At 65.6% G+C, this 23,270-nt stretch carries 18 protein-coding genes and 1 pseudogene; 6 read left to right on the forward strand and 13 right to left on the reverse strand.

Going from position 1 to position 23,270, the window contains the following annotated elements:
* Positions 1-47: 47 nt before the first annotated feature.
* Positions 48-1,004 carry a Bug family tripartite tricarboxylate transporter substrate binding protein gene (locus tag HLG70_RS04000; protein ID WP_171663850.1) on the reverse strand — a complete coding sequence of 319 codons (957 nt, stop codon included), beginning with the start codon at positions 1,002-1,004 and terminating at the stop codon, positions 48-50.
* A 43-nt stretch (positions 1,005-1,047) separates the two neighbouring features.
* Complete coding sequence (locus tag HLG70_RS04005) at positions 1,048-2,085, reverse strand: uroporphyrinogen decarboxylase family protein (protein WP_171663849.1); 1,038 nt, start codon at positions 2,083-2,085, stop codon at positions 1,048-1,050.
* A 329-nt stretch (positions 2,086-2,414) separates the two neighbouring features.
* Here HLG70_RS04005 and HLG70_RS04010 point away from each other — a divergent pair, with 329 nt between their 5' ends.
* Positions 2,415-2,888, forward strand: a complete 474-nt coding sequence (locus HLG70_RS04010; protein WP_171663848.1) for a hypothetical protein — start codon at positions 2,415-2,417, stop codon at positions 2,886-2,888.
* A 105-nt stretch (positions 2,889-2,993) separates the two neighbouring features.
* On the opposite strand, the gene HLG70_RS04015 is transcribed toward HLG70_RS04010, so the two are convergent.
* Positions 2,994-3,443: a PA2169 family four-helix-bundle protein gene (locus HLG70_RS04015; RefSeq protein ID WP_171663847.1), complete on the reverse strand. Its 450-nt coding sequence runs from the start codon at positions 3,441-3,443 to the stop codon at positions 2,994-2,996.
* 243 nt (positions 3,444-3,686) lie between these two features.
* On the opposite strand from HLG70_RS04015, the gene HLG70_RS04020 reads away from it, so the two are divergent.
* A complete protein-coding gene (locus HLG70_RS04020; RefSeq protein ID WP_171663846.1) occupies positions 3,687-4,187 on the forward strand; it encodes a hypothetical protein in 501 nt (166 codons plus the stop codon).
* Positions 4,188-4,318: 131 nt separating this feature from the next.
* Complete coding sequence (locus HLG70_RS04025; protein ID WP_171663845.1) at positions 4,319-6,703, forward strand: DNA internalization-related competence protein ComEC/Rec2; 2,385 nt, start codon at positions 4,319-4,321, stop codon at positions 6,701-6,703.
* Positions 6,704-6,889: 186 nt separating this feature from the next.
* On the opposite strand, the gene HLG70_RS04030 is transcribed toward HLG70_RS04025, so the two are convergent.
* Together HLG70_RS04030 and HLG70_RS04035 are read right to left on the reverse strand one after the other, a co-directional pair.
* Complete coding sequence (locus HLG70_RS04030) at positions 6,890-7,870, reverse strand: Bug family tripartite tricarboxylate transporter substrate binding protein (RefSeq protein ID WP_171663844.1); 981 nt, start codon at positions 7,868-7,870, stop codon at positions 6,890-6,892.
* A gap of 61 nt (positions 7,871-7,931) precedes the next feature.
* Positions 7,932-8,711 (reverse strand): class II aldolase/adducin family protein, encoded by a 780-nt coding sequence (locus tag HLG70_RS04035; RefSeq protein WP_171663843.1) that lies wholly within the window; start codon positions 8,709-8,711, stop codon positions 7,932-7,934.
* A 150-nt stretch (positions 8,712-8,861) separates the two neighbouring features.
* On the opposite strand from HLG70_RS04035, the gene HLG70_RS04040 reads away from it, so the two are divergent.
* Positions 8,862-9,773, forward strand: coding sequence for a LysR substrate-binding domain-containing protein (locus HLG70_RS04040; RefSeq protein WP_171663842.1), 912 nt, complete (start codon positions 8,862-8,864; stop codon positions 9,771-9,773).
* A gap of 232 nt (positions 9,774-10,005) precedes the next feature.
* Positions 10,006-10,206 (forward strand): annotated as a pseudogene (locus HLG70_RS04045) (FAD-dependent oxidoreductase); the annotation flags it as partial.
* Here the strand turns inward: HLG70_RS04045 and HLG70_RS04050 are convergent.
* The 7 genes from HLG70_RS04050 to HLG70_RS04080 all read right to left on the reverse strand — a co-directional run bounded on the left by HLG70_RS04050 (position 10,207) and on the right by HLG70_RS04080 (position 18,476).
* Positions 10,207-11,295, reverse strand: coding sequence for an isocitrate/isopropylmalate dehydrogenase family protein (locus tag HLG70_RS04050; RefSeq protein WP_171663841.1), 1,089 nt, complete (start codon positions 11,293-11,295; stop codon positions 10,207-10,209).
* Between the two features lie 13 nt (positions 11,296-11,308).
* Positions 11,309-12,211 carry a TonB family protein gene (locus HLG70_RS04055; RefSeq protein ID WP_171663840.1) on the reverse strand — a complete coding sequence of 301 codons (903 nt, stop codon included), beginning with the start codon at positions 12,209-12,211 and terminating at the stop codon, positions 11,309-11,311.
* 78 nt (positions 12,212-12,289) lie between these two features.
* The gene (locus tag HLG70_RS04060) at positions 12,290-13,642 is read right to left on the reverse strand and encodes a four-carbon acid sugar kinase family protein (protein ID WP_171663839.1); all 1,353 of its coding nucleotides are present in this window, start codon (positions 13,640-13,642) and stop codon (positions 12,290-12,292) included.
* Positions 13,639-14,916: a ribulose-bisphosphate carboxylase large subunit family protein gene (locus HLG70_RS04065; protein WP_171663838.1), complete on the reverse strand. Its 1,278-nt coding sequence runs from the start codon at positions 14,914-14,916 to the stop codon at positions 13,639-13,641. Before HLG70_RS04065 ends, HLG70_RS04060 begins: the two co-directional genes overlap by 4 nt.
* Before the next feature lie 34 nt (positions 14,917-14,950).
* A complete protein-coding gene (locus HLG70_RS04070; protein ID WP_171663837.1) occupies positions 14,951-15,490 on the reverse strand; it encodes a VOC family protein in 540 nt (179 codons plus the stop codon).
* A gap of 73 nt (positions 15,491-15,563) precedes the next feature.
* Entirely contained in the window at positions 15,564-17,444 is a 1,881-nt protein-coding gene (locus HLG70_RS04075; RefSeq protein WP_171663836.1) for a TRAP transporter large permease, read from the reverse strand.
* Positions 17,445-17,453: 9 nt separating this feature from the next.
* A complete protein-coding gene (locus HLG70_RS04080; RefSeq protein ID WP_171663835.1) occupies positions 17,454-18,476 on the reverse strand; it encodes a TRAP transporter substrate-binding protein in 1,023 nt (340 codons plus the stop codon).
* Between the two features lie 112 nt (positions 18,477-18,588).
* On the opposite strand from HLG70_RS04080, the gene HLG70_RS04085 reads away from it, so the two are divergent.
* Positions 18,589-19,650: a LacI family DNA-binding transcriptional regulator gene (locus tag HLG70_RS04085; protein WP_171663834.1), complete on the forward strand. Its 1,062-nt coding sequence runs from the start codon at positions 18,589-18,591 to the stop codon at positions 19,648-19,650.
* A gap of 70 nt (positions 19,651-19,720) precedes the next feature.
* On the opposite strand, the gene HLG70_RS04090 is transcribed toward HLG70_RS04085, so the two are convergent.
* Complete coding sequence (locus HLG70_RS04090; RefSeq protein ID WP_171663833.1) at positions 19,721-23,095, reverse strand: autotransporter outer membrane beta-barrel domain-containing protein; 3,375 nt, start codon at positions 23,093-23,095, stop codon at positions 19,721-19,723.
* Positions 23,096-23,270: the final 175 nt, after the last annotated feature.

The following is a 23,270-nucleotide window of genomic DNA, read 5'->3' on the forward strand; positions in this document are numbered from 1 at the left end:
GCGGTGCCCGTCTGACGATCGGGCGCCGCGCAGCGTGGGCCGCGTCCTCAGTTCACCGTGATATTGGCGGACTTGATCACCTGCGACCAGTGCGCCGTATCCTGCGCCACGGTGCGCCCCAGTTCCTCGGGGTTCTGGTAATTGACCCGCACGCCCGCCTCGGTGGCGGTCTTGATGAGCTCCGGCTTTTTCAATCCGGCCTCCAGCGCCGCGCTGATCTTTTGCACGACGGCGTCCGGCGTCCCGGCCGGGGCAAACAGCGATACCCACGCATCCAGCTCGAACCCCGGATAGCCCTGTTCGGCCGCGGTCGGCACATCCGGAATCATGGGGTGCCGCGCCGCGCCGGCCACCGCGATGGCGCGCAGCTTGCCCATCTGCACGTGTCCGATGACCGAGGGAGGCGTGGTCACGAAGAGCTGGACCCGGCCCGACAGGACGTCCTGGATGGCCGGACCCGAGCCCTTGTAGGGCACGTGCACCATGTCCGTGCCCGTCATCTGCTTGAGCAATTCGGTGCCTACGTGCGGGACCGAACCGCTGCCTTGCGAGGCGTAGTTGATTTCGCCCGGGTGCGCCTTGGCGTAGGCGACCAGCTCCTTCAGATTATGGACGGGCAGCGAGGGATGGACCGTCACTACGTGCGGCGCCACCGCCACCATGCCTACCGGCTTGAACGACCCGGTGCTCCAGCGCAGCCCCGTGAACATGGACGGATTGCCCGCGTGATACATCGAGTACGACGCCAGCAGCGTGTACCCGTCGGGATTTGCGGCCGCCACCAGGCCATAGGCGATATTGCCGCTGGCGCCGGCGCGATTGTCGATGACCGTAGGCTGGCCAAGCGCGGTCGCCAGCGGCTCGCTCGCCAGGCGCGCGGCCAGGTCCACGATGCCGCCCGGGGGCACGGGAACCACGATCGTGATCGGATGCGAGGGAAAGTCCTGGGCGGCGGCCAGCGGCGCCAGGAGCGAGAAGGAAAGGGCGATCAGTTTGCGCAACATACAAGGGCACCTAGGCCGGCAGGGAACGGTTGATGGTTGGCGCTCAGGCGCGCTCGGCCAGTTCGGCGCGGACGATCCTGGCGCCGTCGACCATCGCCTTCATCTTGCCGAAGGCCACGTCGCGCGGCAGGTACTTCAGGCCGCAGTCGGGCGCAATGATCAGGCGTTCGGGCGCCACATGCGGCAGAGCGCGCCGGATGCGGGCGGCGACGACTTCCGGCTGCTCGATCTCATTGGTCGACAGATCCAGCACGCCCAGCATGATTTCCTTGTTGGGCAGCGTGTCGAGCACGGCGCAATCCAGGTTCGACTGCGCGGTCTCGATCGAGATCTGGTGCGCGGAGCAGCCGCAAAGCTCGGGCAGGAACGAGTAGCCGTTGGGGCGTGCGTGAATGACGGCGGCATAGCCGAAGCAGATGTGCACCGCGGTCCGGCCCACCACGCCTTCGAGGGCGCGGTTCAGCACTTCGACGCCGTACTCGCGGGCCTTTTCGGGGCGCGCCTGCATGTAGGGCTCGTCGATCTGCACCACATCCGCGCCGGCTGCGAACAGGTCACGGATTTCCTCGTTGACGGCCTGGGCATAGTCGTAAGCCATCTCGGTCTCGGAACCGTAGAAGTCGTTCTGGGCCTGCTGCGCCATGGTGAAGGGACCCGGCACCGTGATCTTGATCTGGCGGTCGGTGTGCGCGCGCAGGAACTGCACGTCGCGCACCTGCACGGCGTGCTTGCGGCGGATCTTGCCCACCACGCGCGGCACGGGGTTGGGGTGGCCGCTGCGGTCCAGGGCCGAGCCCGGATTGTCGAGGTCCACGCCTTCCAGCGCGGTGGCGAAGCGGTTGGAGTAGCTTTCGCGGCGGACCTCGCCGTCGGTGATGATGTCCACGCCGGCGTCTTCCTGATCCCGGATCGCCAGCAAGGTGGCGTCGTCCTGGGCCTGTTCCAGCCATTCCGGCGCGACACGCCAGAGTTCCTGGGCACGCACGCGGGGCGGGAAGCGATCGCCGAGGCGCTTGCGATCGATCAGCCAGTCGGGTTGCGAGTACGAACCGACGAGCGTGGTGGGCAACAGGAGGGACATGAAAACTCCGAGTAAGGCGATGAAAAAGGCGAACCCGGGGTTATAGGCGATATAGCGTGAATTGGGTTTGCGGGCAGATTGAGGAAAATTCACGCAATGCCCGACGGGCTAGAATCGCGCCACGATAAGGCGAGGAGTTGTGGCGATGTGGGGCAGGCTCGGGAGTGTTGTGGCGGTGGTGTGTTTGTCATTGTGGTGGCCCGTTGCAGCCAGCGGCGCCGAGCCTTCGATTACGCCACGTCAGCAAAAGATCCTGTCGGCGATGCAAAACTCCAGCGTGCTCATGCAGGAGTGGAGCGAGCCCCGCGCGAAGCTGATGGGGCTGGAAGATGCGCTCCGGCGCTCCGGCGCTCCGGCGCTTTGCGCTGCTTAAGCGCTGCGTGCCGAAGCCGGCCGCCACACGCCTGTTCGTGCCCGCCGCCCAACTGGAGCAGTGGGAGAATTTGGCGATGTGGATGGGGGTATTTGGCGAACGCGTCGAACGTGCCTACTGGGACGGCATACCTGAACCCACCTTGACCCAGCTTCAGCAGCTTCTGGACGATCCCTTGATGACGAATCTGGACCGGGCCCAGGAGGCGCAGCTTGCCTGGCAGGCGAAGGCGCGGATCCTGTCGCAACACCAGGCTGATCCGCGGTCGCTGAATGACGCCGAGCGCCTGGGACGGGACATCGATTTTTACTTCGGCGACCCGGTGTCCGATGACATGGGTGCGGTGATGTTGAAGGCCCATGCCTGGCTGCAAAAGAAATCCATGGCGTACATCGACGCAAATCGGGCTGACATGTGCACATCGCAGTAAACGAGGGGGATCGTTTTCCCTTGTGTTCGCGGCTAGCGCGGCCAGCACCTTGGCCCGCGCCGCTCCCCCAGTCCGGAATGGCGGCCCGGGGGAACGGCCGGCATCTTACGTCGTCGTCCGGTAGCGATTGCGCAGGTCGCGAACCTGGTCGTGGTTGCGCAGCACGCCCTGGTACTGGCGCTCGACGACCGCGCGGACGTTCTCCGGCAAGGTTTCCTGCAGCGCCTTGGCATAGGCCGCCTTCGCCACATCCTCGCCCCGCTCGCATTCTTCCAGCAGGACGAGGTCGCTGCGGCTCGTGACAGCGGCCTTCAGGTTGGTCCAGCCCCGGTGCATGGCGCCCGACACGGTGCCGCTGTCTTCCGGCTTGCCGCCCAATTGGCTCACCAGCGCCTGCAGCTCGGCGGCGCCGGTGGCGCAATCGCGCGAGCGGTTCCTGAACAGTTGCTGCAGCTCGGCGGTCTTCGTGTCGTCGGCGGCGGCGTCGAAGCCCTTTTCGCCGTCTTTCGACGTTTCGATGAGCTGGTTCAGCACCTTGATTACATGGTCTGCCATATCGGTCTCCTTGGATTCAGGTCACCAGGCGGCATTTGCCGCCTGTCGAATGGGAGACTCAGCATGTAGCGTGCCTGGCTAGGCGGGGGAGAGCACTGGCGTGGGCGCGAGGACGGTGCCTTGATCATCCAGGATTGTCACCTCGTTCATGCAAAAATGACGCCGTAGCTGAGAACGCATCAGGTTCAGGTGCAGTCGCTCGGATTACCTTCCTGTATCGCTTGCACCGTGGAGTCGCAGTAGATGGCCGCACTGAACGCCTTTCGCTCATCCTTGATTGTCGTAACCTCTCTGACGCTGTTATGCGAATTTGGGGCGAGCCAACTGCTTGAGGGGCGCGATTCGTTTTTGCCGTTGAAAGTCTTCGCCCCATCCATATTCCTTCTTTTCGTGCTGGCCGGGCTGTCGACCTTCACGTCGCTCCGCTCCCGCATGACTGAATGGCTAGCCTCTCAATTCCTGTTGGGCTTTGCCGGAGCATTAACGGGCTGGGGAGCGGGTCTTACCCTTTCTGCCCTGATCCGGACGGACTGGCGCGCCGCCGTGGCGGGGACACTGCTGACCCTGTGCGTGATCGTGCTGTCCTTGGCCCCCGTGTTCATGGTGCGGAGGTTTGAGGCATTCCGTCGCGACGCGCATGGCCGCCTCTTCCCTCAACGGCGCCTCATCATTGCCACACGCCTTATGGCTCTGGTCTTCTTGTTTGGGGGTATGTACGGACTATTCGTGCACTTTTCGCGGTGATTTGCCGACGTGGATAAATCCGTTCACCCCTAGGCCTGCCTGATCCCTTTGCGACCTACGCTTTCCCATTTAGGGAGAGAGCCATCAGGGGCCGATCTTTCTGTCTTGCGCTCGTGGCTGGCGCGGGGCTGGTGCAAGTCCAGCCGGCCTTGCCCGGCCCGGCGGTATTGTGGCTGGCGGCTGCCGCGGGCGGAGTCGCCTGGGTCTGCTGGACTCGCGCGAGCCACGAATTCACAGGTATCCCCGCGGCATTGGCGCTGGGATTCTCCGTGGGCTTCATCAATGCCGCCCTGCAAGCCCAATACCGCCTGGACAACGCGCTGGCGGATGCGCATCAGGACGAGGTCTCCCGGCTGGTGCTGCGCGTGGCGGGGCTTCCGGACGGAGACGCCCAGCGCCAGCGCTTCGTGGCCGAGCTGGACGAACCCGCTCGTCCCGGAATCCCGACACGCATCCAGGTGACCTGGCAGGCGGCGGCGGGTGCGCATCAGGGCCTGCCGCAGGTGCTGCCCGGCCAGGTCTGGCGCATGGCGCTGGTGCTGCGCAGGCCGCAGGGCTTGCTGAACCCCGCCGGCCCCGATGCGCAGGGGCGCATGTTCGCCGACAACGTGCGGGCGACGGGCACCGTGCGGGGGCAGCCGGATCTGCTGGCGGACCGGCCCTGGGCAACGCCCGGCATCGCGATCGAGCGGGCGCGCCATCATGTGCGCGAGGGCATGCGGGCGGCGCTGGGCCCGCAGCGCTATGCGCCGGTGCTGGTCGCGCTGGCGATCGGGGACCAGGCGGGCGTGGCGCGCGATGACTGGCGCATCTTCAACCGCAGCGGCATCACGCATCTGGTGTCGATCAGCGGCATGCATGTCACGTCCATCGCGGGCATTGCAGGGTTGCTGGCCTCTGCCATCTGGCGGCGCCTGCGCTGGCGGGGAGCGGGGCTGGCCGAGCGTCTGCCTGCGCGCATTGCCGGCGGGGCCGTCGCCGCGGCGGTGGCGCTGCTGTACTGCCTGCTGGCGGGTTGGGGCGTGCCGGCGCGCCGGACGTTTTTCATGCTGTCGGTGGTGCTGGCGGCCGTCATGTCGCGCCTGCCGCTGTCGGCGGGCAGGGTGCTGGCCTGCGCGGCGGCGGTGGTGGTGGCGCTGGATCCGTGGGCGCCGGTGTCACCAGGATTCTGGTTGTCGTTCGGGGCGGTGGCCGTGTTGCTGCGCATCGCCGATGCGCCATTTGACGCGAGCGCCGGCTGGCGCGAGCGGTGGTTGGCCAGGCTGGCGCAGGCGACGCGCCTGCAGCTGATGGTCACGGTCGGCCTTATGCCGCTGCTGGCCTTCCTGGTGCACCAGGTGTCGCTGGGGTCGCCCCTGGCAAACGCGGTGGCCATTCCTTCGGTGACGTTCATTGTGACGCCGCTGGCGCTGCTGTGCGCGGCCTTGTCCGCCGTGCCGGGCGCGGAAGGTGCCGCCGCCATTGCAGGGCGGATCGGGCTGGCCGCCTTCGACCTGACCATGGCGCCCGTGGCCTGGGTGGGCAACGCCAGCTGGGCCAGCGTGCCGGTCGCCGCGGCAGGCTGGCCCTGGCTGCTGCTGGCGGTGGCGGGCATGGTCTGGGCGCTGCAGGCGCGGGGCTGGCCCGGGCGCCATCTGGGATGGGCCTGCATGCTGCCTTTGCTGTTTTGGCGGCCCGACAGGCCGGAGCCGGGCTACTGGCGCATGAGCGCCATGGACGTGGGGCAGGGCAGCTCCATCCTGGTGGAAACGGCAAGTCAGTCCCTGCTGTTTGACGCAGGGCCCCGCAGCTACGGTGGCAGCGACGCGGGCGAGCGCGTTGTCGCACCGTTCCTCCAGGCGCGCGGGATCGGGCGGCTGGACGTGCTGGTCCTGTCGCACGCGGACACGGACCACGTGGGCGGCACGCGCGCGGTGCTGGCCGCCGCGCCGGTGGCGCGCAGCCATGCTGCATTCGATCTGCCGGCCTTCTTGCGGCGCGATGCAAGGATGTGGCCGGATGCCGGCAATGCGCAACCAGTCTTGCCGCAGGAGATGAAGCGTTGCGAGCGTGGATGGAGTTGGGAGGCCGACGGCGTGAGCTTCACGTTCCTGCATCCCGCGCCCGGCGGCAGCCCGCGGGGGGAAGACCGCAATGCGGACAGCTGCGTGCTGCGCGTGGAAGGCCTGCGCCATTCCTTGCTGCTGACCGGGGATATCGGCGTGGCGCAGGAGCGGGAGCTGGTGGCGGAGGGCCTTGCACCCACAGACGTCGTGCTGGCGCCGCACCATGGCTCGGCGTCCTCATCCGGCCGGGAACTGGTCGCGGCCGTGGGCGCCGCCCACGCGATCGCGCAGGCGGGGCATCTGAACCGTTTCCGGCATCCTGCACGCGCGGTGGAGTTGCGCTGGACGCGCGCCGGCACCCGGTTCTGGCGCAGCGACCGCGACGGCGCGGTCATGGCGGAGTCAGGCCCCGGGGGGCTGGATGTGTGGGCGCAGCGCGACCGGGGCAGGCGGTACTGGCATGAACGCTAGCGATGTCCGCGCGACCTTGTTTGGAGACCCGCCTAAGCGGACAGTGCCCGGCACACCGCGTCCGTCATTTCCGTGCAGCTGGCGCGTCCGCCCAGGTCCCGGGGCATAGTCGCCCTGGGCTAGCACGCGATCAGTGCTTTCGAGGTCGGACCGCAACCCGCCAGCCCGACCTCAACCGAGTTCAGGTCATTGCGGTTGCAACTTGGCATCCGTTATTACGCGTGCCCAGCGACGATACTCGGCTCGGATAAACACGTCAAAATCTGCCGGGCCATCCGCGCGCGTTTCCCCACCCAATTGGCTTATGCGCTGCTGAAACTCTGGCGTTGCAACAATACGACGAATCGCACCGTCCAGCTTCTCCACAACCTCGGCCGACGTGCCCGCCGGCGCCAGCACACCGTTCCAGGAACCAATCACGAAGTCCGGGTAGCCCGCTTCAACCATTGTCGGTACGTTCGGCAAGAGAGCACTGCGCTTTGCCGAGGTCACAGCCAGCGCTTTGAGTTTGCCGCTCTGGATGTAGGGAAGAGAGGAGCTGAGGTTGTCAAACATCAACGTGACCTGCCCGCCCATAAGGTCTGAAACCGCTGGTGCACTGCCACGATATGGAACATGTGTCGCTTGTAGTTGGGCCGCTACGTTGAACAGCTCGCCCGATAAGTGAATTGAGGATCCGACACCCGATGACGCAAAGCTTGCGGAATTTGCCGGATTCTTCGCATAGGCAACGAGCTCTGCCACGTTGTTGACCGGCAACTGGGCATTTACCACCAGCACGTTGGGAATGGTGCTGAACAGTGTGACCGGTTGGAAGCTATCCAGTGTTTTCTCCGACTGTCCCTTGTACAGACTGGGGTTGACAGCTTGAGTGCCTACCGTCCCGACCATCATTGTGTAGCCATCCGGTGCAGCGCGAGCTACCTGAGCGGTCGCGATATTTCCCGACGCGCCAGAGATGTTCTCCACCACGATTGTTTGGTTCAATTCTTTGTTCAGCTGAGACCCCAAAAGACGAGCCATCAAGTCCGTATTGCCTCCTGCCGCGAAGGGGACAACCAGACGAATTGGCCTGTCCGGCCACGTTTCCCCTTGCGCTGCAGGCACCGCACATGCGGCGGCCAACAGCCCAGCCGCCAGTTCAAGCTTCTTAATTCGCAAATTCATTGTGTCTCCAGTCATTTTTCGTTCGAGCCATCCCGTCGTGGCGCGATACGTCATTCACAGGTCAGAGCGCGTAACCAGGATTTCGGCGCTCCAATCGGCGCAGCAAACCAGGCCATGCCAGTTCCGCCTTGGCTGCGCGGTCTGCACGCGACTCGACGTGAGCTCGTGCGAGAATGTCTGCCGGAATGTCGAGCAGCTCCGATCCGCCCGATTGGGCCCGCACCTGCACCATGCATGCGGCTTCGAGTCGGTGCATCGATTGGAATGCGTCGGCCATAGACGACCCCACCGTTAGCAAGCCGTGATTGCGCAAGATCAGGTAGTTGTTGGCTCCAAGATCCCGCACGAGACGCGGTTGTTCATCCGCATTCAATGCGAGCCCCTCGTACTCGTGGTATGCCAACGAAGGCAGAACAATGAAGGCAAATTGGGACACGGGAAGCAGGCCGGCCTTTTGCGCTGACACGGCCGCACCATTGATGGAGTGGGTGTGCAAGACGCACATGGCATCCTTGCGAGCGGCGTGAATGCAGCTATGAATCGTAAATCCGGCCGGGTTGATGTCGTATTCGGACTCCATTACCTTCCGACCATTTAGATCAATCTTCACCAGACTTGATGCGGTGATCTCATCAAATGTCATGCCATAGGGATTGATCAGAAAGTGCTCGGTGCCAGGCACCTTGGCTGTAATGTGGGTGAAGATCAAGTCGTCCCACCCGAACAGCGCCACCAGACGGTACAACGCAGCTAGATCACATCGAACTTGCCACTCGGTTTCGCCGACGCGTTCGCGCATGTCCGGCACTTCGTTGGAAACCGTGTTTTTCAAAAAACTCATGAATAATCCACCTTTGAAAGGTTAAGAGCCCCTGTGGCGATGCCGTTCCTATGCTGGATTGGATGAAAATGCCGGGGAGGATTGCTATAGTAGAAAGCTCGAACTGCGTTTCAAACCGGGAAAAACTCATCCAACAAATGAGTTTTATGAATGATGTTTTTGCGTAAATTCGCGCCTTCCATGTCCCAGCTCCTTGCCTTTGACGCAGCAGCTCGTCTTGGCAGCTTTACCGAAGCGGCAAGCGAGCTCTGCTTGACGCAGAGCGCCATAAGTCGGCACATACAGGAGCTAGAGGGCCTGTTGCAAGCTGACCTTTTCACGCGCCGAGGTCGACGCATCAGTCTGACGACTGAAGGGGCGCGTTATGCCCGAGAGATCGCGGGCGCACTGGCGCGTATTCGCAACGCCAGCATCGACATCTATGAGTCGCGCCTGCAGAGTGGCGCGCTGCAGTTGGCTGTACTTCCCATCTTCAGTTCAAAATGGTTGATGCCCCGGCTGGGCAACTTTCAGGCGCTGCATCCGGAAATACTCATCAATCTCCATTCACGCACGGGCGACATTGAAAGAGCGTCTCAAGGTATGGATGCGTGTATCGCGGTAGGTGACGGAAACTGGCCGAACATGGTGGCTCACCATTTGGTGAGTACGCAGGGCATCATCATCGCCGCGCCAGAGCTGCTTGCTCGACAGCCTCTTCGGCAGCCAGAAGATCTGCAGCGGCACAGCCTGCTTGAAGCGAACACGACTGCGCCTGGGTGGCGCGAGTGTCTGATGGACAGCAACATGGATCCGCGCATCGCCAAGGTGGGATCTCGTTTTGAATACACAGCTCACCTCATCCAGGCTGTAAGCAGTGGCTTAGGTCTGGGGCTGGTTACAGACCTCTTCGTCCAAGACGAACTGCGTGCAGGAACTTTGACTACGCCGCAACTTCAGGGATTCTGCATACCAGCCAAGCACTACTACCTGCTTCACAGTCCCGAGAAATCTGAATCTGCGTCGCTGCAGACCTTCAAGACATGGCTTCTCGACGCCGTCGATCGGGCCAAGGATTACTAGCTAATAAATCTACGACCGATACCTCGAGATTGCAGGTTTGGCCTGGTCAGGGTGCGATTCCGTTGGTGACCTGCGCGGGCAGTCACCTAGTACAAACCCTCTATTAAATGCGACGCGAATTTGGCTATGTTCCCTCCCGCAGCCGTCCGCGCCACGGGTGTAGCTCTCAGGTACATAGACAGATGGGGTGCTGCGGCCAAGATGGGTCGCGGCCATCCAATCTGGAGCCTGCATGCCCCGTATCGCCGTCATCGGCGCCGGTATCACCGGCGTCACGTCTGCCTATGCCCTGTCCAAGCTGGGCTATGACGTCACCGTCTACAACCGCCAGCGCTATCCCGCCATGGAAACGTCCTACGCCAATGGCGGGCAATTGTCGGCCAGCAATGCCGAGGTCTGGAATAGCTTCGCCTACGTCATGAAGGAGACCCGCCTAAGCGGATAGCGCCCGGCACACCGCGTCCGTCATTTCCGTGCAGCTGGCGCGTCCGCCCAGGTCCCGGGGCACGTAGTCGCCCTGGGCCAGCACGCGTTCGACGGCTTGCTCGACCCGTTCGGCGGCGGTGAGCAGCGTGGCGTCGGCGTGCCTGTCGCCCAGCCAGCGCAGCATGAGCGCGCCCGACAGGATGGTGGCCAGCGGGCTGGCGGCGTTCTGTCCGGCGATGTCGGGCGCCGAACCGTGCGCGCCCTGGAACAGGCCGTGGTCGTCGCCGAGCTCGGCGGACGGCGACAGGCCCAAGCCGCCGATGGTGCCGGCGCCCAGATCGGAAATGATGTCGCCGAACATGTTCTCGGCCACGATCACGTCATAGAAGTCGGGGCGCTTGAGCATGTGCACGGTGATGGCGTCGGCATAGGCGTAGTCGATCTCGACATCGGCGTAGCCGGCCGCCACGTCGTTGCAGACACTGCGAAAGAACGCATAGGTGCGCAGGATGTTGGCCTTGTCGCAGACCGTCACGCGGCGCTTGCCGTCGCGCGGCGCGCCGTTGCGCCTGCGTGCGAGGCCGAAGGAAAAGCGGGCGACGCGTTCCACCCCTTTGCGTGTGACGACGATGGTGTCGGTGGCGACTTCGTCTCGCAGCACGATGCCGCCGCCGCGGCTGGCGTACAGGCCTTCGGTGTTTTCGCGGACGATGACGTAGTCGATCTGTCCGGGCTGGAAATGCTTGAGCGGCGAGTCCACGCCTTGATACAGCCGGATCGGCCGCACATTGGCGTAGAGGTCCAGCCGGAAGCGCAGGCGCAGGTGCAGGTCGTTGCCGACCTCGGTGCCGTCGGGGTAGGTCACGCCGGGCATGCCGGCCGCGCCGTGCAGCATGGCGCCGGCGGCCTTGCAGGCGGCATAGGTGTCGTCGGGCAGCACATGGCCGGACTTCACGTAGTGGTCGGCGCCGCCGTCATGCAGGCTGAACGCCAGCAGATCGGCGCCGCAGGCTTCCTTCAGCACGGTAACTGCCGACCGGCATACCTCGGGGCCGATGCCGTCGCCTTCTATCGTTGCAATCTCATACTTGGCCATCTGTGTCGTCTCCTTATTGTTGTGCCCAGCTTACGCCGTCGCGGATCTTGCGCAGGCCGGCCAGGGCGGCCGGCATGGCGTCGCGCGTCGTGGCGCAGGCGACCGTGACGCGGCCCTGCGGGGTGTCGAGCAGCGCGGTGTATTGGCGGATGTCCTGGTGATCCGGGCCGCTGCCCGGCGCGACCACGTAGTCTATGCCACGCGCGCCGCGCAGCTCGAATGCTTCCAGCTGTTCCAGCGTCGCATCTTGTTTGGCCTGGACGCGCCGCACTGCCGCGGCGCGGGCTTCGACGGCCTTGGGCGCATTCAAGTCCGCCTGTGTCCGCCGGGCGTCCGGCGGCGTCGCCTTGAAGCCGACGGCGCACAGATACCCACTGGCGCCGGCCAGGGGCGGGACACCGCTGGCGCTGCCCACTTCGACCAGCGTGTCGAATCTTGCCGTCTTGCGGTTGCCGATGATCTGGTACGGAGCAGGCACGGCCAGGGCAAAGCCCGTTGCGGGATCGGCATAGCGGGTCTTGGCGGCGCTGCGAGCGGGGGGCGCGTCATCGCCGGGCTGGAACCTGACCGGCAGCATCAGTTCCCGCTTCTCGTTCGTCATGTCGGACGCGAAGACTGGCAGCCTGCCGGCGCGCCGGACCATATTGACCGTGGCCTGATCCACCGCCGCGTTGCCGGATGACGTGGCCAGCGCCACGGTATCCAGCGTGCCGTCGCGCAGGACGACGAGGCGCAGCCTGAGTGTGAGCGGGGTGTCGATATCGCGGGCCTCCTTGGGGGTGACCAGCTGGCGCGCCAGCTTGCGCTGGACGGCGATTTCCCAGTCCGCTTGCGTGGCCGGCGTCTGGGCCGGGACGGGCGATGGCAGGCAAAGGATGAGCGCGGCGATGCTGGATGCGCGGAACCGCCAATTCATTTCTGGAGTCTCCTGGACGACGGCATTCGGCGGCAGGCCGATAGCTCCCGGGGCAGCATAACCCGGGCAGGCGGCGCTTTACGCCTTGCCGGCCGCGAGTTCGTCGAACAGGAGATCGCCGCCCATCTGGCCGCCCTTGAGCATCAGTTCGATGCCGTCGGTCAGCGGGTCGTCGCTGCGTGTGACGCTGACCGTCACGCCGGGCGCCAGCACGCAGCGAAACGCCAGGCCCCACAATCCCAGCGCCAGCGTGGCCTGGCTGGAGGTGTCGCCACCGGCGATGCCGATGCGCGAAAGGCGGCTGCCGGCCAGCGCGCTGTTCCGGACGATGTCCGCCACCAGCTTGCCGGTGGCGCGGGCGGTGGCCGCGGTGTCTTGCGCGCTGACCGCGCCCGCGGGTTTGTCGGTATGCGCCAGCACGTTGTGCCCTTGAGCCAGCGTGGCCGCGGCCTGTTGCGCCTGCCGCGCCGCGTAGTCCGGGTCCGCCAGCAGGCGTTCCACCTGCAGCGGCTGGCGCGCATAGCGCTGGCAGGCGGCGATCTGCCTGGCCGTGACCGGCGACAGGCTGCCCGCCACGACCAGCACGGCGCCGGCAGCCGGGACCAGCGGCGGCGCCTGCGCGACGCCTTCGCGCGCAGCAGGCATGGCGCGGGCCAGCGCCTGTTGCACGCTGCTGGGCCCCACGGCCAGCAGCGGCGCGCGTGAAGCCGCGCGCCAGATCAGGCGGCCGATGACGGCAAGCTGCTCGTCGTCGACCAGGTCCAGCAGCACGGGGCCGCCGGTGGTGTCGATGATCTGTTCGATCCAGTTTTCGAGAGCGGGCGCGTCGGCCGCCCGGCGCAGCGGGGGGTAGGTGGTATGCGGCACGGACCGGATGCCGGAGAGTCCCTGTGCCTGCAGGTGCAGGCGCAGGTCGGCTTCGTGCATCGGCGTGACGGGATGGGCGCTCATGACGGGGTGGCGGTCGATCCGATGGATCTCCGGCGCGGACCCGGCCCGGGCGAACAATTGGGCAAAGCTGCAATAGCGGCCGATGCTGGGCTGGCCGCCGACGATGGGCACCATCGGGTTGGGCATGTGGCGGCGCAGTTCGCGGATGGCGGCGCCGATGCTGCCGACGTGCGGCGCGCTGTCGAAGGTGGAACAGCACTTGTAGTGCAGCACGCGGGCGCCGGTGCCCGCCATGAACCGGCCCACGGCGCGCAGCTCGGTTGCCATTTCGGCGGGCGCCATGCCGCGCGCGGCGCCGGCGATGCCGATGGCGTCCAGCGGGCCGGCGCGGCGCAATTGCTCGGGCGTGGGCACTCCCAGGAACAGCAGGCCGCGCAGGCCCGCGCGGGCGACTTCGGCCAGCGTGTCGGTGGCGCCGGTGAAGTCGTCGCCATACCAGCACACCTGCGGCGCCGACGCGCTGCGCTGGCTGTCCGTCATGCGCGGTTTCCGAAGAAGGCCAGCGCGCGCTGCAGTTCCGGCGCATTGCGGGCGTAGTCTTCCAGTCGCTGGCCGTCACGCACCGCGTGCCAGGCCTGGCGGATGCTCTGCACACCGGCGGCGGGGCCGTCCGGGTGCGCCAGGATGCCGCCGCCCGACATGAACAGCAGGTCATCGCTGCGCACCGCGGCCCAGGTGGCGGGCACCGTGCCGGCCCACTGGCCCGAAGAGAACGCGGGCATGACGGCGTCGTCGATGCCGGGCGTCAGGGACGCCAGGCAGTCCCGCGCGGAGTCGACGACCTCGCTGTCCTCTTGCGCGAACTTTCCTTGCAGGCCATGCACATGCATGTGGTCCACGCCCGCCAGGCGCCAGAGCGTCTGGTAGGCCTGGAACCCCATGCCCAGCAAGGGGTGGCGGGACAGCGCGCCATAGCCGTTGCGGTGGCCATGCAGCGCCAGCGGCGTGCTGCGCCGCAGGGTCTGGATGGCGGAATAGCCGCACCAGTTCAGGCTGGCCATGACGCAGGCGCCTTGCTCGCGTTCGATCAGGTCGGCGTGGCGGCGCATGGCGTCGGTTTCGTCGCTGATGTTGAAGGCCACCATGACGTTGCGGCCGGTGCGTTCGCGGTGCGCGCGCACCACCGCCATCACGGCCGCCACGCGCTGCGCGAGCGGGGCATGGGCGGGATTGGCGCAGACCTCGTCGTCCTTGATGAAGTCCACGCCCGCCGCGCACAGCTGCGCCACCAGGTGCGCGGTCTGCTCGGGCGACAGCCCCACGTTGGGCTTGATGATGGTGCCCACCAGCGGCCCCTGCGCCACGCCCGTCAGTTGGCGGGTGCCGGCGATGCCGACCTGCGGCAGGTCGAACTGCGCGCGGTAGTTGGCGGGCAGTTCCATGCTTTCCAGACGCAGGCCGGTGACTTCGCCCAGGTCATACAGGTTGCCGCCCACCGTGGCCGCGAGCGTGGGCAGGTTGGCCCCGATGTTGGCGACGGGAAAGGCGATGCGCACCCGCGCGCGCTGGAACTTGCCCGGCATGCCGCCGGGTTGACGCGCCAGCCAGGCGTTGGGCAGGCTGGGCTCGCTGACGGATTCCAGGGTTTCGATGGATTCGATGCGCGCGCGGGCGCGGGCGCGCAATTCGTCCGTTTCGCCCTGCACCCGCGTAAACGTGCCGCAGGACTGCTCGCCGGCCATGACCTCCGCGACCCGGGCGGGGTCCATGGGGGTTTCAATCAGATAGGTGGCGGTAAACGATTGGGAATTCATGGTGGCGGTGTGCGGCGTGGCGGGAAAAGGCGTGTCAGAGGCGGGTCAGGTCGGGGAAGGCGCGGACCGGATCCTGGCCATCCCAGTGCAGCGAGCTTTCGCGGATCAGGTCGAACAGGCGGCCCTTGGGGCCGGCCACTTCGGAAAGCTCGATCACCGTGCCGGGGTGATACTCGGTGTCGAAGTAGATGAAGCGGCCTTTCTCGCCGACCTCGCCGCTCATCTTGGGCTTGAAGCCCTGCGCCAGCAGGCGCTCCAGGTCGGCGTCATAGCTCTCGGTCCAATAGGCGACGTGTTGCAGGCCGGTGCGGCCGGCTTGCAGGAAGTCGCGGTACATGGAGGGCACGTCGTTGCGGGTCTGGATCAGCTCGACCTGCACAAAGCCCGAGTTGGCCAGCGCCACCGAGTTGTGGGGCTCGTAGCCGACGCCGTCGTACTGGTAGTTCACGATGGGCACGCGCGGGTTGTAGTACCAGGGGCCCACGCCCAGCGTGGTGCTCCAGTAGTCCATGGCGGCTTCGATGTCATGCACCACATAACCGAGTTGGCGGATCTCGCCCAGGAAACGACTCATGATGGATCTTTGTAAAAAGGGTGGCTAAGAGACGGGAAGGGCGCGGCCGGACCGCAGGCCCGGCCGCGTCGCGTCACAGGAAACCGATAGAGAACCAGGGGAAGGCGGCGACGATGAGCAGGCCCACCAGCAGCGCGGCGATGTAGCCCCAGATCGGGCCGATGCCCTCGTTGGGGTCGACGCGGCTGATGGCGCATGCTCCGTAGTAGCCCACGCCGAAGGGCGGCGCGAACAGGCCGATGCCCATGGCGAAGATCACGACCATCGCGTAGTGGACCTCATGCACGCCGGCCTGCACCGCGATCGGGAACAGCAGCGGGCCGAACAGCACGATGGCGGGGATGCCTTCCAGCACGCTGCCCAGGATGATGAAGGCCACGATGGACACCGCCAGGAAGCCATAGCTGCCGCCCGGCATGCCGGCCATCAGGCGGGCCAGGTCGCCGGAGAATCCCGATTGGGTCAGCGCCCAGGCCATGGCGGTGGCGCAGCCCACGATCAGCATGATGGCGCCCGACAGCGACGCGGTTTCGATCAGCATGGGCTTGAGCCGCGCCCAATCGAAGCGCCGGTAGATCAGGATGCCCACCACGGCGGAATACACGATGCCGATGGTGGAGACTTCGGTGGCGGTGGCCACGCCTTCGACCACGGCGGCGCGAATGACGAAGGGCAGGGCCACGGCGGGCAGCGCGATCATGAAGAAGCGCCCGATTTCCTTGAAGCTGAAGCGCTGGACCAGGCTCAGGTCTTCCTTGCGGTAGCGCCACCACACCACCGAGCACAGCGCCAGGCCCAGCACCACGGCGGGCAGCAGCCCGCCGGTGAACAACGCGGCGATCGACACGCCCGTCACCGAACCGATGGTGATGAGCACGATGGAAGGGGGAATGGTCTCGGTCTGCGCGCCCGTGGCCGACAGCAGGGCGACCAGGTCGCCGGGCTTGGCGCCGCGCTTCTGCATCTCGGGGAACAGCACGGGCGCGATGGCCGCCATGTCGGCGATCTTCGAACCCGAGATTCCCGATACCAGGTACATGGCGCCGATCAGCACATAGGACAGCCCGCCGCGCACATGGCCCAGCAGGCTGGCCAGGAACTGGATCATTGCGCGCGCCATGCCCGTCATCTCGATCAGCGATCCCAGGAAGATGAACAGCGGCACGGCCAGCAGCATCAGGTGGGACATGCCTTCGTCCAGCCGTCCCACCATCACCACCATGGGGGTATTGGTGGTCAGCGCCAGGTACGAGAAGGTGGCCAGCGCGAAAGAGAACGCGATCGGCACGCCGGAAAACACGGTGGCGGCGACGATGCCCACGAAGAAGATCACCAGGTTCAGCTTGCCCAGGCCGGAGAACAACGGCTGCGACAGCCAGAACAGCGCGACTACCGCCGCCACGCCGGCCAGCGCCGTCAGCACCTGCGGCAGGGGCTGGGTGCGCAGCAGTCGGAGCAGGGCGATGACGGCCATCAGCCCCATGCCCACCGGGATCGCCGCGGCGCGCCAGGCGTTGCTCAGCTCCAGCGCGGGCGTGATGATGAAGTGTTCTTCATGCGCGTACTCGATGGCGGGCGCCAGGATCAGCACCAGGAAGGCCAGCGACGCGGCCAGCGCCGCGGTCTCCAGCTGTGCGCGCCGCGCCGGGCTGACGTTGTTCACCAGTGCCGTCATCCGCATGTGCTCGCCGCGCCGCAATGCGACGACCGCGCCCAGCATGGACAGCCAGAGGAACAGGATGGATGCGAGTTCGTCGGACCAGACCAGCGGACTGTGGAACGCATAGCGCGCCACCACGCCGGCAAACAGCACGGCGATCTCGACCAGCACGATGGCTGCGGCGACGTGTTCGACCACGCAGCCCAGCAGGCCGTCGAGCGCGCCGGCTGCCCGGCGCACAGGGTTGGCCGGCAGCGCTGGGGCCGCGGCGTGGGGAGCGGACAGGGAGGACATGGCGCGACCTCAGGCCAGCTTGCCGACGGACTGCTCCAGCAGGCTCCAGGCCTCGTTGCCGAAACGGCTCTGCCATTCCTTGTAGAAACCGGCGGTGCGCAGCTGTTCGCGGAAACTGTCGGCGGACGGCTGGTTGAATTGCAGGCCCTTGGCTTCCAGGTCGGACTGCACCGAGGCATTGAGCTTCTTGATGTCTTCGCGCTGGGCCAGCCCGGCTTCATTGATGCCGCGCGCGACGATCGTCTTCAGGTCTTCCGGCAGGCCTTCCCACATGCGGCCGTTGGCGATGAACCAGTAGCCGTCCCAGATGTGGTTGGTCAGCGAGCAATACTTCTGCACCTCATACAGCTTGGCCACCTGGATGATGGGCAGCGGGTTTTCCTGCGCATCCACCACCTTGGTCTGCAAGGACGAATAGACTTCGCTGAACTGCAGGCTGGCGGGCGCGGCGCCCAGGCCCTTGAACATGGAGATCGGCAGCGAGCTGACCGGCACGCGGATCTTCAGGCCGTTCATGTCGGACGCGGTGGCGACGGGCGCCTTGCTGCTGGTGGTCTGGCGAAAGCCGTTGTCCCACATCTTTTCAAAGGCGTAGAGCTTGCGCTGCGCGATGGCGGCGCGCACGTGCGCGCCCAGCGCGCCGTCCATGGCGCCCCACACCTGGTTGTAGTCCTTGAACGCGAAGCCGACGGCGTTGATCGCGGCCACCGGCACCAGCGTGGCGATCACCAGGGCGGACGGGGTGAAGAAGTCGATGCCGCCCGAGCGCACCTGGGCCAGCATGTCGGTGTCGCCGCCCAATTGGTTGTTGGGGAAGATCTTGATGTCGACGCGGCCATTGCTTTCCTTCAGGATGCGTTCGGCCGCCTCCTGGGCGCGGATGTTCAGCGGATGCGTCACCGGCAGGTTGTTGCCGTACTTGAGCGTGTAGTCGGCCGCACGGGCGATCAGCGGAAAGCCGCCGCCGGCCAGGGCAAGGGCGGGAACCGCGCAGAGGCGGCGCAGGGCACTGCGGCGTGTAAGCAGCTTCATGGTTGTCTCCATAATCGTAGTTATGATGTTTTTTGATGTGCCACAAATACGCCAAAGCCATGCGGCAGAGTGGACAATAGTGAATAGGCGCTATCATCGTCAAACCTTATTCATGATGGTTTTTGATGTGAATCGAGATCCCTCCGAACGTAAGCTCGCCCGTCTGGCGGATGTGGCCGCCCGCGCCGGCGTCTCCACCGCCACGGCCGACCGGGTGCTCAATCGCCGTCCGGGCGTGCGCGTCAGCACCGCGCAAAAGGTCTTCAGGGCGGCCGTCGAGCTGGACTACCTGCCCGAGCAGGAGATATACGCCGCCGCCGCGCCCGAGCCGATGCGGCTGGTGTTCCTGCTGCCGCGCGGCAGCAACCGCTACCTGCGCATGCTGGGCGACACCGTCAGCTACGCGCATGAGCACTTCGGGCCGCTGAACGCGAAGTGCCAGATCGAATACGTAGAGAGCTTCAACCCCGACGCGCTGGCCCAGGCGCTGGCCAAGCACGGCAAGCGGGCCGATGGGATCGCATTCATGGCGCTGGAGCACCCGGTGGTGCGCGAGGCGGTCAATGCGCTGGCGCAGCAGGGCGTGCCGACGGTGACGCTGATTTCGGATATTGCGAACAGCGCCCGCGCGGCCTATGTGGGCCTGGACAACCGCGCCGCGGGCCGCACCGCGGGCTACCTGATCGCGCGCTTCATCGGACCGCGCGCGGCGCACGTGGCGCTGATCGCGGGGTCCAGGCACTATCGTGCGCACGAAGAGCGCGAAAGCGGCTTCCTGCAGCTTTATGCCGAGCAGTTCCAGGCCATGCAGGTGGTGGACCTGCGCGAAGGCTATGACGACGCGCAGCGGAACTACGAGCAGACCCGGCAGCTGCTGGAGCAATATCCGCAGCTTGCCGGCATCTACAACATCGGCGGCGCTTCGGACGGCGTGGCGCGCGCGCTCAAGGAGGCGGGGTTGCAGCACCGGGTGGTGTTCATCGGCCACGGACTGACGCCCGACACCCGATCCCTGCTGATCGACGGCACGATGGACGCGGTCATCACGCAAAGCCCGATGGAGGCGCTGATGAGCTGCGTGCGGATCTTCAGCAATCTGCGCGACAAGCGCAGCGCCATGAACGGCGTGGAACTGGCCCGCAGCCAGGTGATCTTCCGGGAAAACCTGCCGTAGGCCGTGTGCCGGAACTGGCGGTGCACGGCCCAAGGCTCAAGGCTTCATGGCGCCGTCTTTCCCGGCCCCGTTAGAACAGGTAGGAGAGGTTCAGTGTCCCGCCGTAACCATGCTGGCTGTTGTTGCCCTGCTGTCCGAATACCTGACCGGATATCTTGACCGCCCGCGTGACCTGTCCTTCGGCGCCCACCTTGAGTTCCAGGGCGTTGCGCGCAGGCGTCATGCCCAGCGTGCTGCTTCCCATCCGCACCGATGCATCATCGAAGCTGTGCAGCCAGTTGGCTTCCAGGAACGGGCGCACGGTGCTTTGCTGCTTCTCCTGCGTCCTGTACGGATAGATCCGCACCCCCGCGCGCGACGTGGCCGCGTTGGCGCTGCCATTGCGTATGCGCGTGCCTTGCAGGTTCGTGTCGTCAGCGCCGTAGTGACCGTAGATCAGTTGCGCGTGCGGTTCGATAACCAGACCGCCCAGGGCGCTGCCCGAGGCGAACGGCAGCATCGCGTAGCCGGACTCGATCGATGCGGACCATACGTCGGAGTGGTAGCGCGCGGAGCCCAGCTCGCTGTTGATCTGGTTCGAATAGCGGCCGAACTGCAGCCAGCTGTCAATATATGCGCCCGTGCGGGTTTTGTCGTTGGCATAGTAGGTGCCATAGATGCCCACGGAGTAGCCCGAGACTTTTCCGTCGGCACGGGCCTTGACGGTGTTGCTGGCGGCAGGCAGATAGAGCGTGGAAACGGAATCGGTACGCGCGTCGCCGAAGCCCGCCATGACACCCGCATAGACCACGCCGTCTTCGCCGATCCTGTGCTGCAGAAGATCACCGCCCAATTGCAGGAGAGTTTGATCCGTGTCGAAATCCACCTTGCCGTCGGCCATAGTCATCCCGGCGTCGTGGCGGCCTTGGGCGCGCGCCCACAAGCTGGTTCCTTCCGCATCGTTTCCGGCCGCCACGCGAGCGGTCTGGCGATCACGCAGGCTGTGATTGAAGAGCGTGATCGCGGCCGAACGGTTTCCGAGATAGGCGCCGGTCTCCGGCGAGACGTTCGTAAAGCTCGGCGCAACAACATCCGGCAGCGTGGGTTGCGGGGCAATGATTGCCGCCGGATCTACCGGAGCCTCAGGAATGACGGGGTCCGTTGGCGGCACGATGGGGTCGACCGGCAAACCGACAAACCGCGAGGTCAGGTACCAATCGGAGGCGGCGCCGCCGTCCCCGCCGCGCAAGAGCGCATAGTCGTAGCCGTTGAGTGCGAGCGTCCCGGCGCTGGCCCGGAATCCGGACGAACCCGGATCCAGGTGGAATGCATCGGTTGTCGTCGTGCCTCCATTGGTGGTTTGAACCACTTGGATTCCGTGGAACGTTTCCGCGCCGACGCCTCCTGCGTTGACGATACGCATCGCGGTGTCGCCGGTGGTGGTGCCTCCATCAATGACCAGCTTGTCCGTGGGCGACGCGTCGTCACCCAAACGGGTATTCAACACCAGCGTGCCGCCGCCGGAATAGTTGTTGACGGTCAAGGTCTTGAAGCTGTTGGCCGGGCCCGGTGCCATAAAGGCCACGGTGCCCGGGTTGTTCAGGGTGCCCACCGAGGAGTCGCCGCGGACATTCCAGGTACTCGATCCATCCAGCGTCAGGCTGTTGACGCGGCCCGTGCCGCTGGAGATGGCGCTGCCCGTCAATACGGTGCCTCCATGCAGCAGCAGGTTCACGGCGCCGCTTTGCGCCAAGACGTCGCCGGTCAGGCGGGAACCCTGGGCGTCCAGATTGGCGACGCCCGTCTCGATAACCGTGGTCACGCCGCCGCTGCTCACCGAGAGCGGAAGCGTTTGCAGGAGGAGACCGCCAGCTTCCTGGCCGCCGCTGCGGCCAGTCACATTGACGTCCTTAAGCGTGAATGCATGATCGCCACCCGACGCCAACAAGGCGGCTCCGTCTTGTGTGCTGATTGAGCCCCCGGTCATCGTCGGGGCATTGGTTGCGCCGACAACGGTCATGTAGCTCCAGATTCCGCGCGCATCAGCCCCCGATGTACGCAAATCGACGCCGTCCAATTTCAGCAGGGCGCGGTTGCTGATCGCCACGGCCGACGCGTTGGCACCTTCGGTCGTGACCGTGGAGTTCGAAGCATCAAGGACGGCGCCGGTTCCGCTGACAAAGAGCCCATAACCGGTATCGCCGTGCGTCACGACCGACGAGTTGAGCAGGGTCATCGAGGCGCCGCCGATTCGGGATATCGCGCCGATCGCGCCTGCTCCCAAGGTCTTCACGCCTACGTTGGTCGCCGTCAGCGTGGCGGCGGTGCCGTATTCGTGCGAGACGTACAAGGCGTGGGCATTGGCGCTGTTTGTGGTGACGGAACCGTCGGTCAGCGTCGCGACGCCTGCACGGTTGTCCACGCCCACGCCGTAGCCGGTACCCTGAGTGAGTATGCTGAAGTGGTTGGCGATGAGACTGGTGTTGACGGAAGGCATCCAGATGCCCTGGCCCGTGACGGCGGACCCGCTGACGCCTGCGACGATATCGACGTTGTTCAGCGTTGCCGACGAACCCGCACCGTTGATGTTGAGCGCGTATCCGTTGGTGGAGGTCAAACTCGCGTCGGTGAAGCTGGCGGTGGAACTTGGGCCCAGGAGGATGGCGTCGCCATTCGCCGCGGTGATGCCGCCGCCTGTCATGATGAAGGCCGAACTCGACCCGAAGTTCGCGCCCCGGCTGGTGGAGCTGACCGTGGTGTCAATCGCGGTGATCGTGGTGCCCGGGCCCGAACCGGTGATGGCATCCAGGCTGAAACCCGCCGCGCCTTGGATGATCGTTGCTCCGTTCAAAGTGACCACCCCGCCATTTTCCGCGGAGATGGCTTGGCCGGAGATGCCGTTACTGCGTATCGTCAGGTTTTTTGCGCTGACTTCCGACCCCGCGCCGGTAACGTACACGCCGTAAGATACGGTTCCATTGACGGATATGGTGCCGCCGTCCAGGCTGATCTTTCCTTTATCCTTCGCATATGCGCCGTGGGATTGGGAGCCGCTGGTCGACACGTCGGTGCCGCTGGTTTCAATCGAGCTGCCGAGACCAGTCGACACCAATCCATGGCCGTAATTCGGGCTCAGCGTCTTGACGATGCTGTTGGTCAGGTTTACCGACCCGCCGGCGCTCGCCATCACGCCGATAACGCTGTTGACGGCAGCCGAACCCGCCGTCACGGTGTTGCGGTCGCCTGTCACGCGGTTGCCTGCCACCGACACATTGATGGCGCCCATGCCCGTCGAGGATGCCGGCGCATAGGTAACGGTATCGCCCGGGTTCAGGTTCAGGATCGTGCCGCCGGCCTGATTGGTGACGCTGACTTGCCCGAGTTCCGCTGACCAGCCCGACAGGGGTACGGCTGGAAGCAGGCCGCCGAGGATGCTCAGCACCAGCGGGTGAGGATAGAGTTTCATGATCGGATCGCGTTGCGGCCACCCTTGTCCGGGGGCGCTTCGCTTGTCAGGTGGATAACAGAGGCATCTTCTTCTCCAAGGGTTGACCCGGATTGTGGGAAATTTCAGATTCGGGCAGCGACGTTTCCTCAAGCTCAATCCGCATCCGTGTGAGGGGCATCCGGCCGGGCGGATA

It is taken from the genome of Achromobacter deleyi, from assembly GCF_013116765.2.
Lineage (GTDB): Bacteria > Pseudomonadota > Gammaproteobacteria > Burkholderiales > Burkholderiaceae_B > Achromobacter > Achromobacter deleyi_A.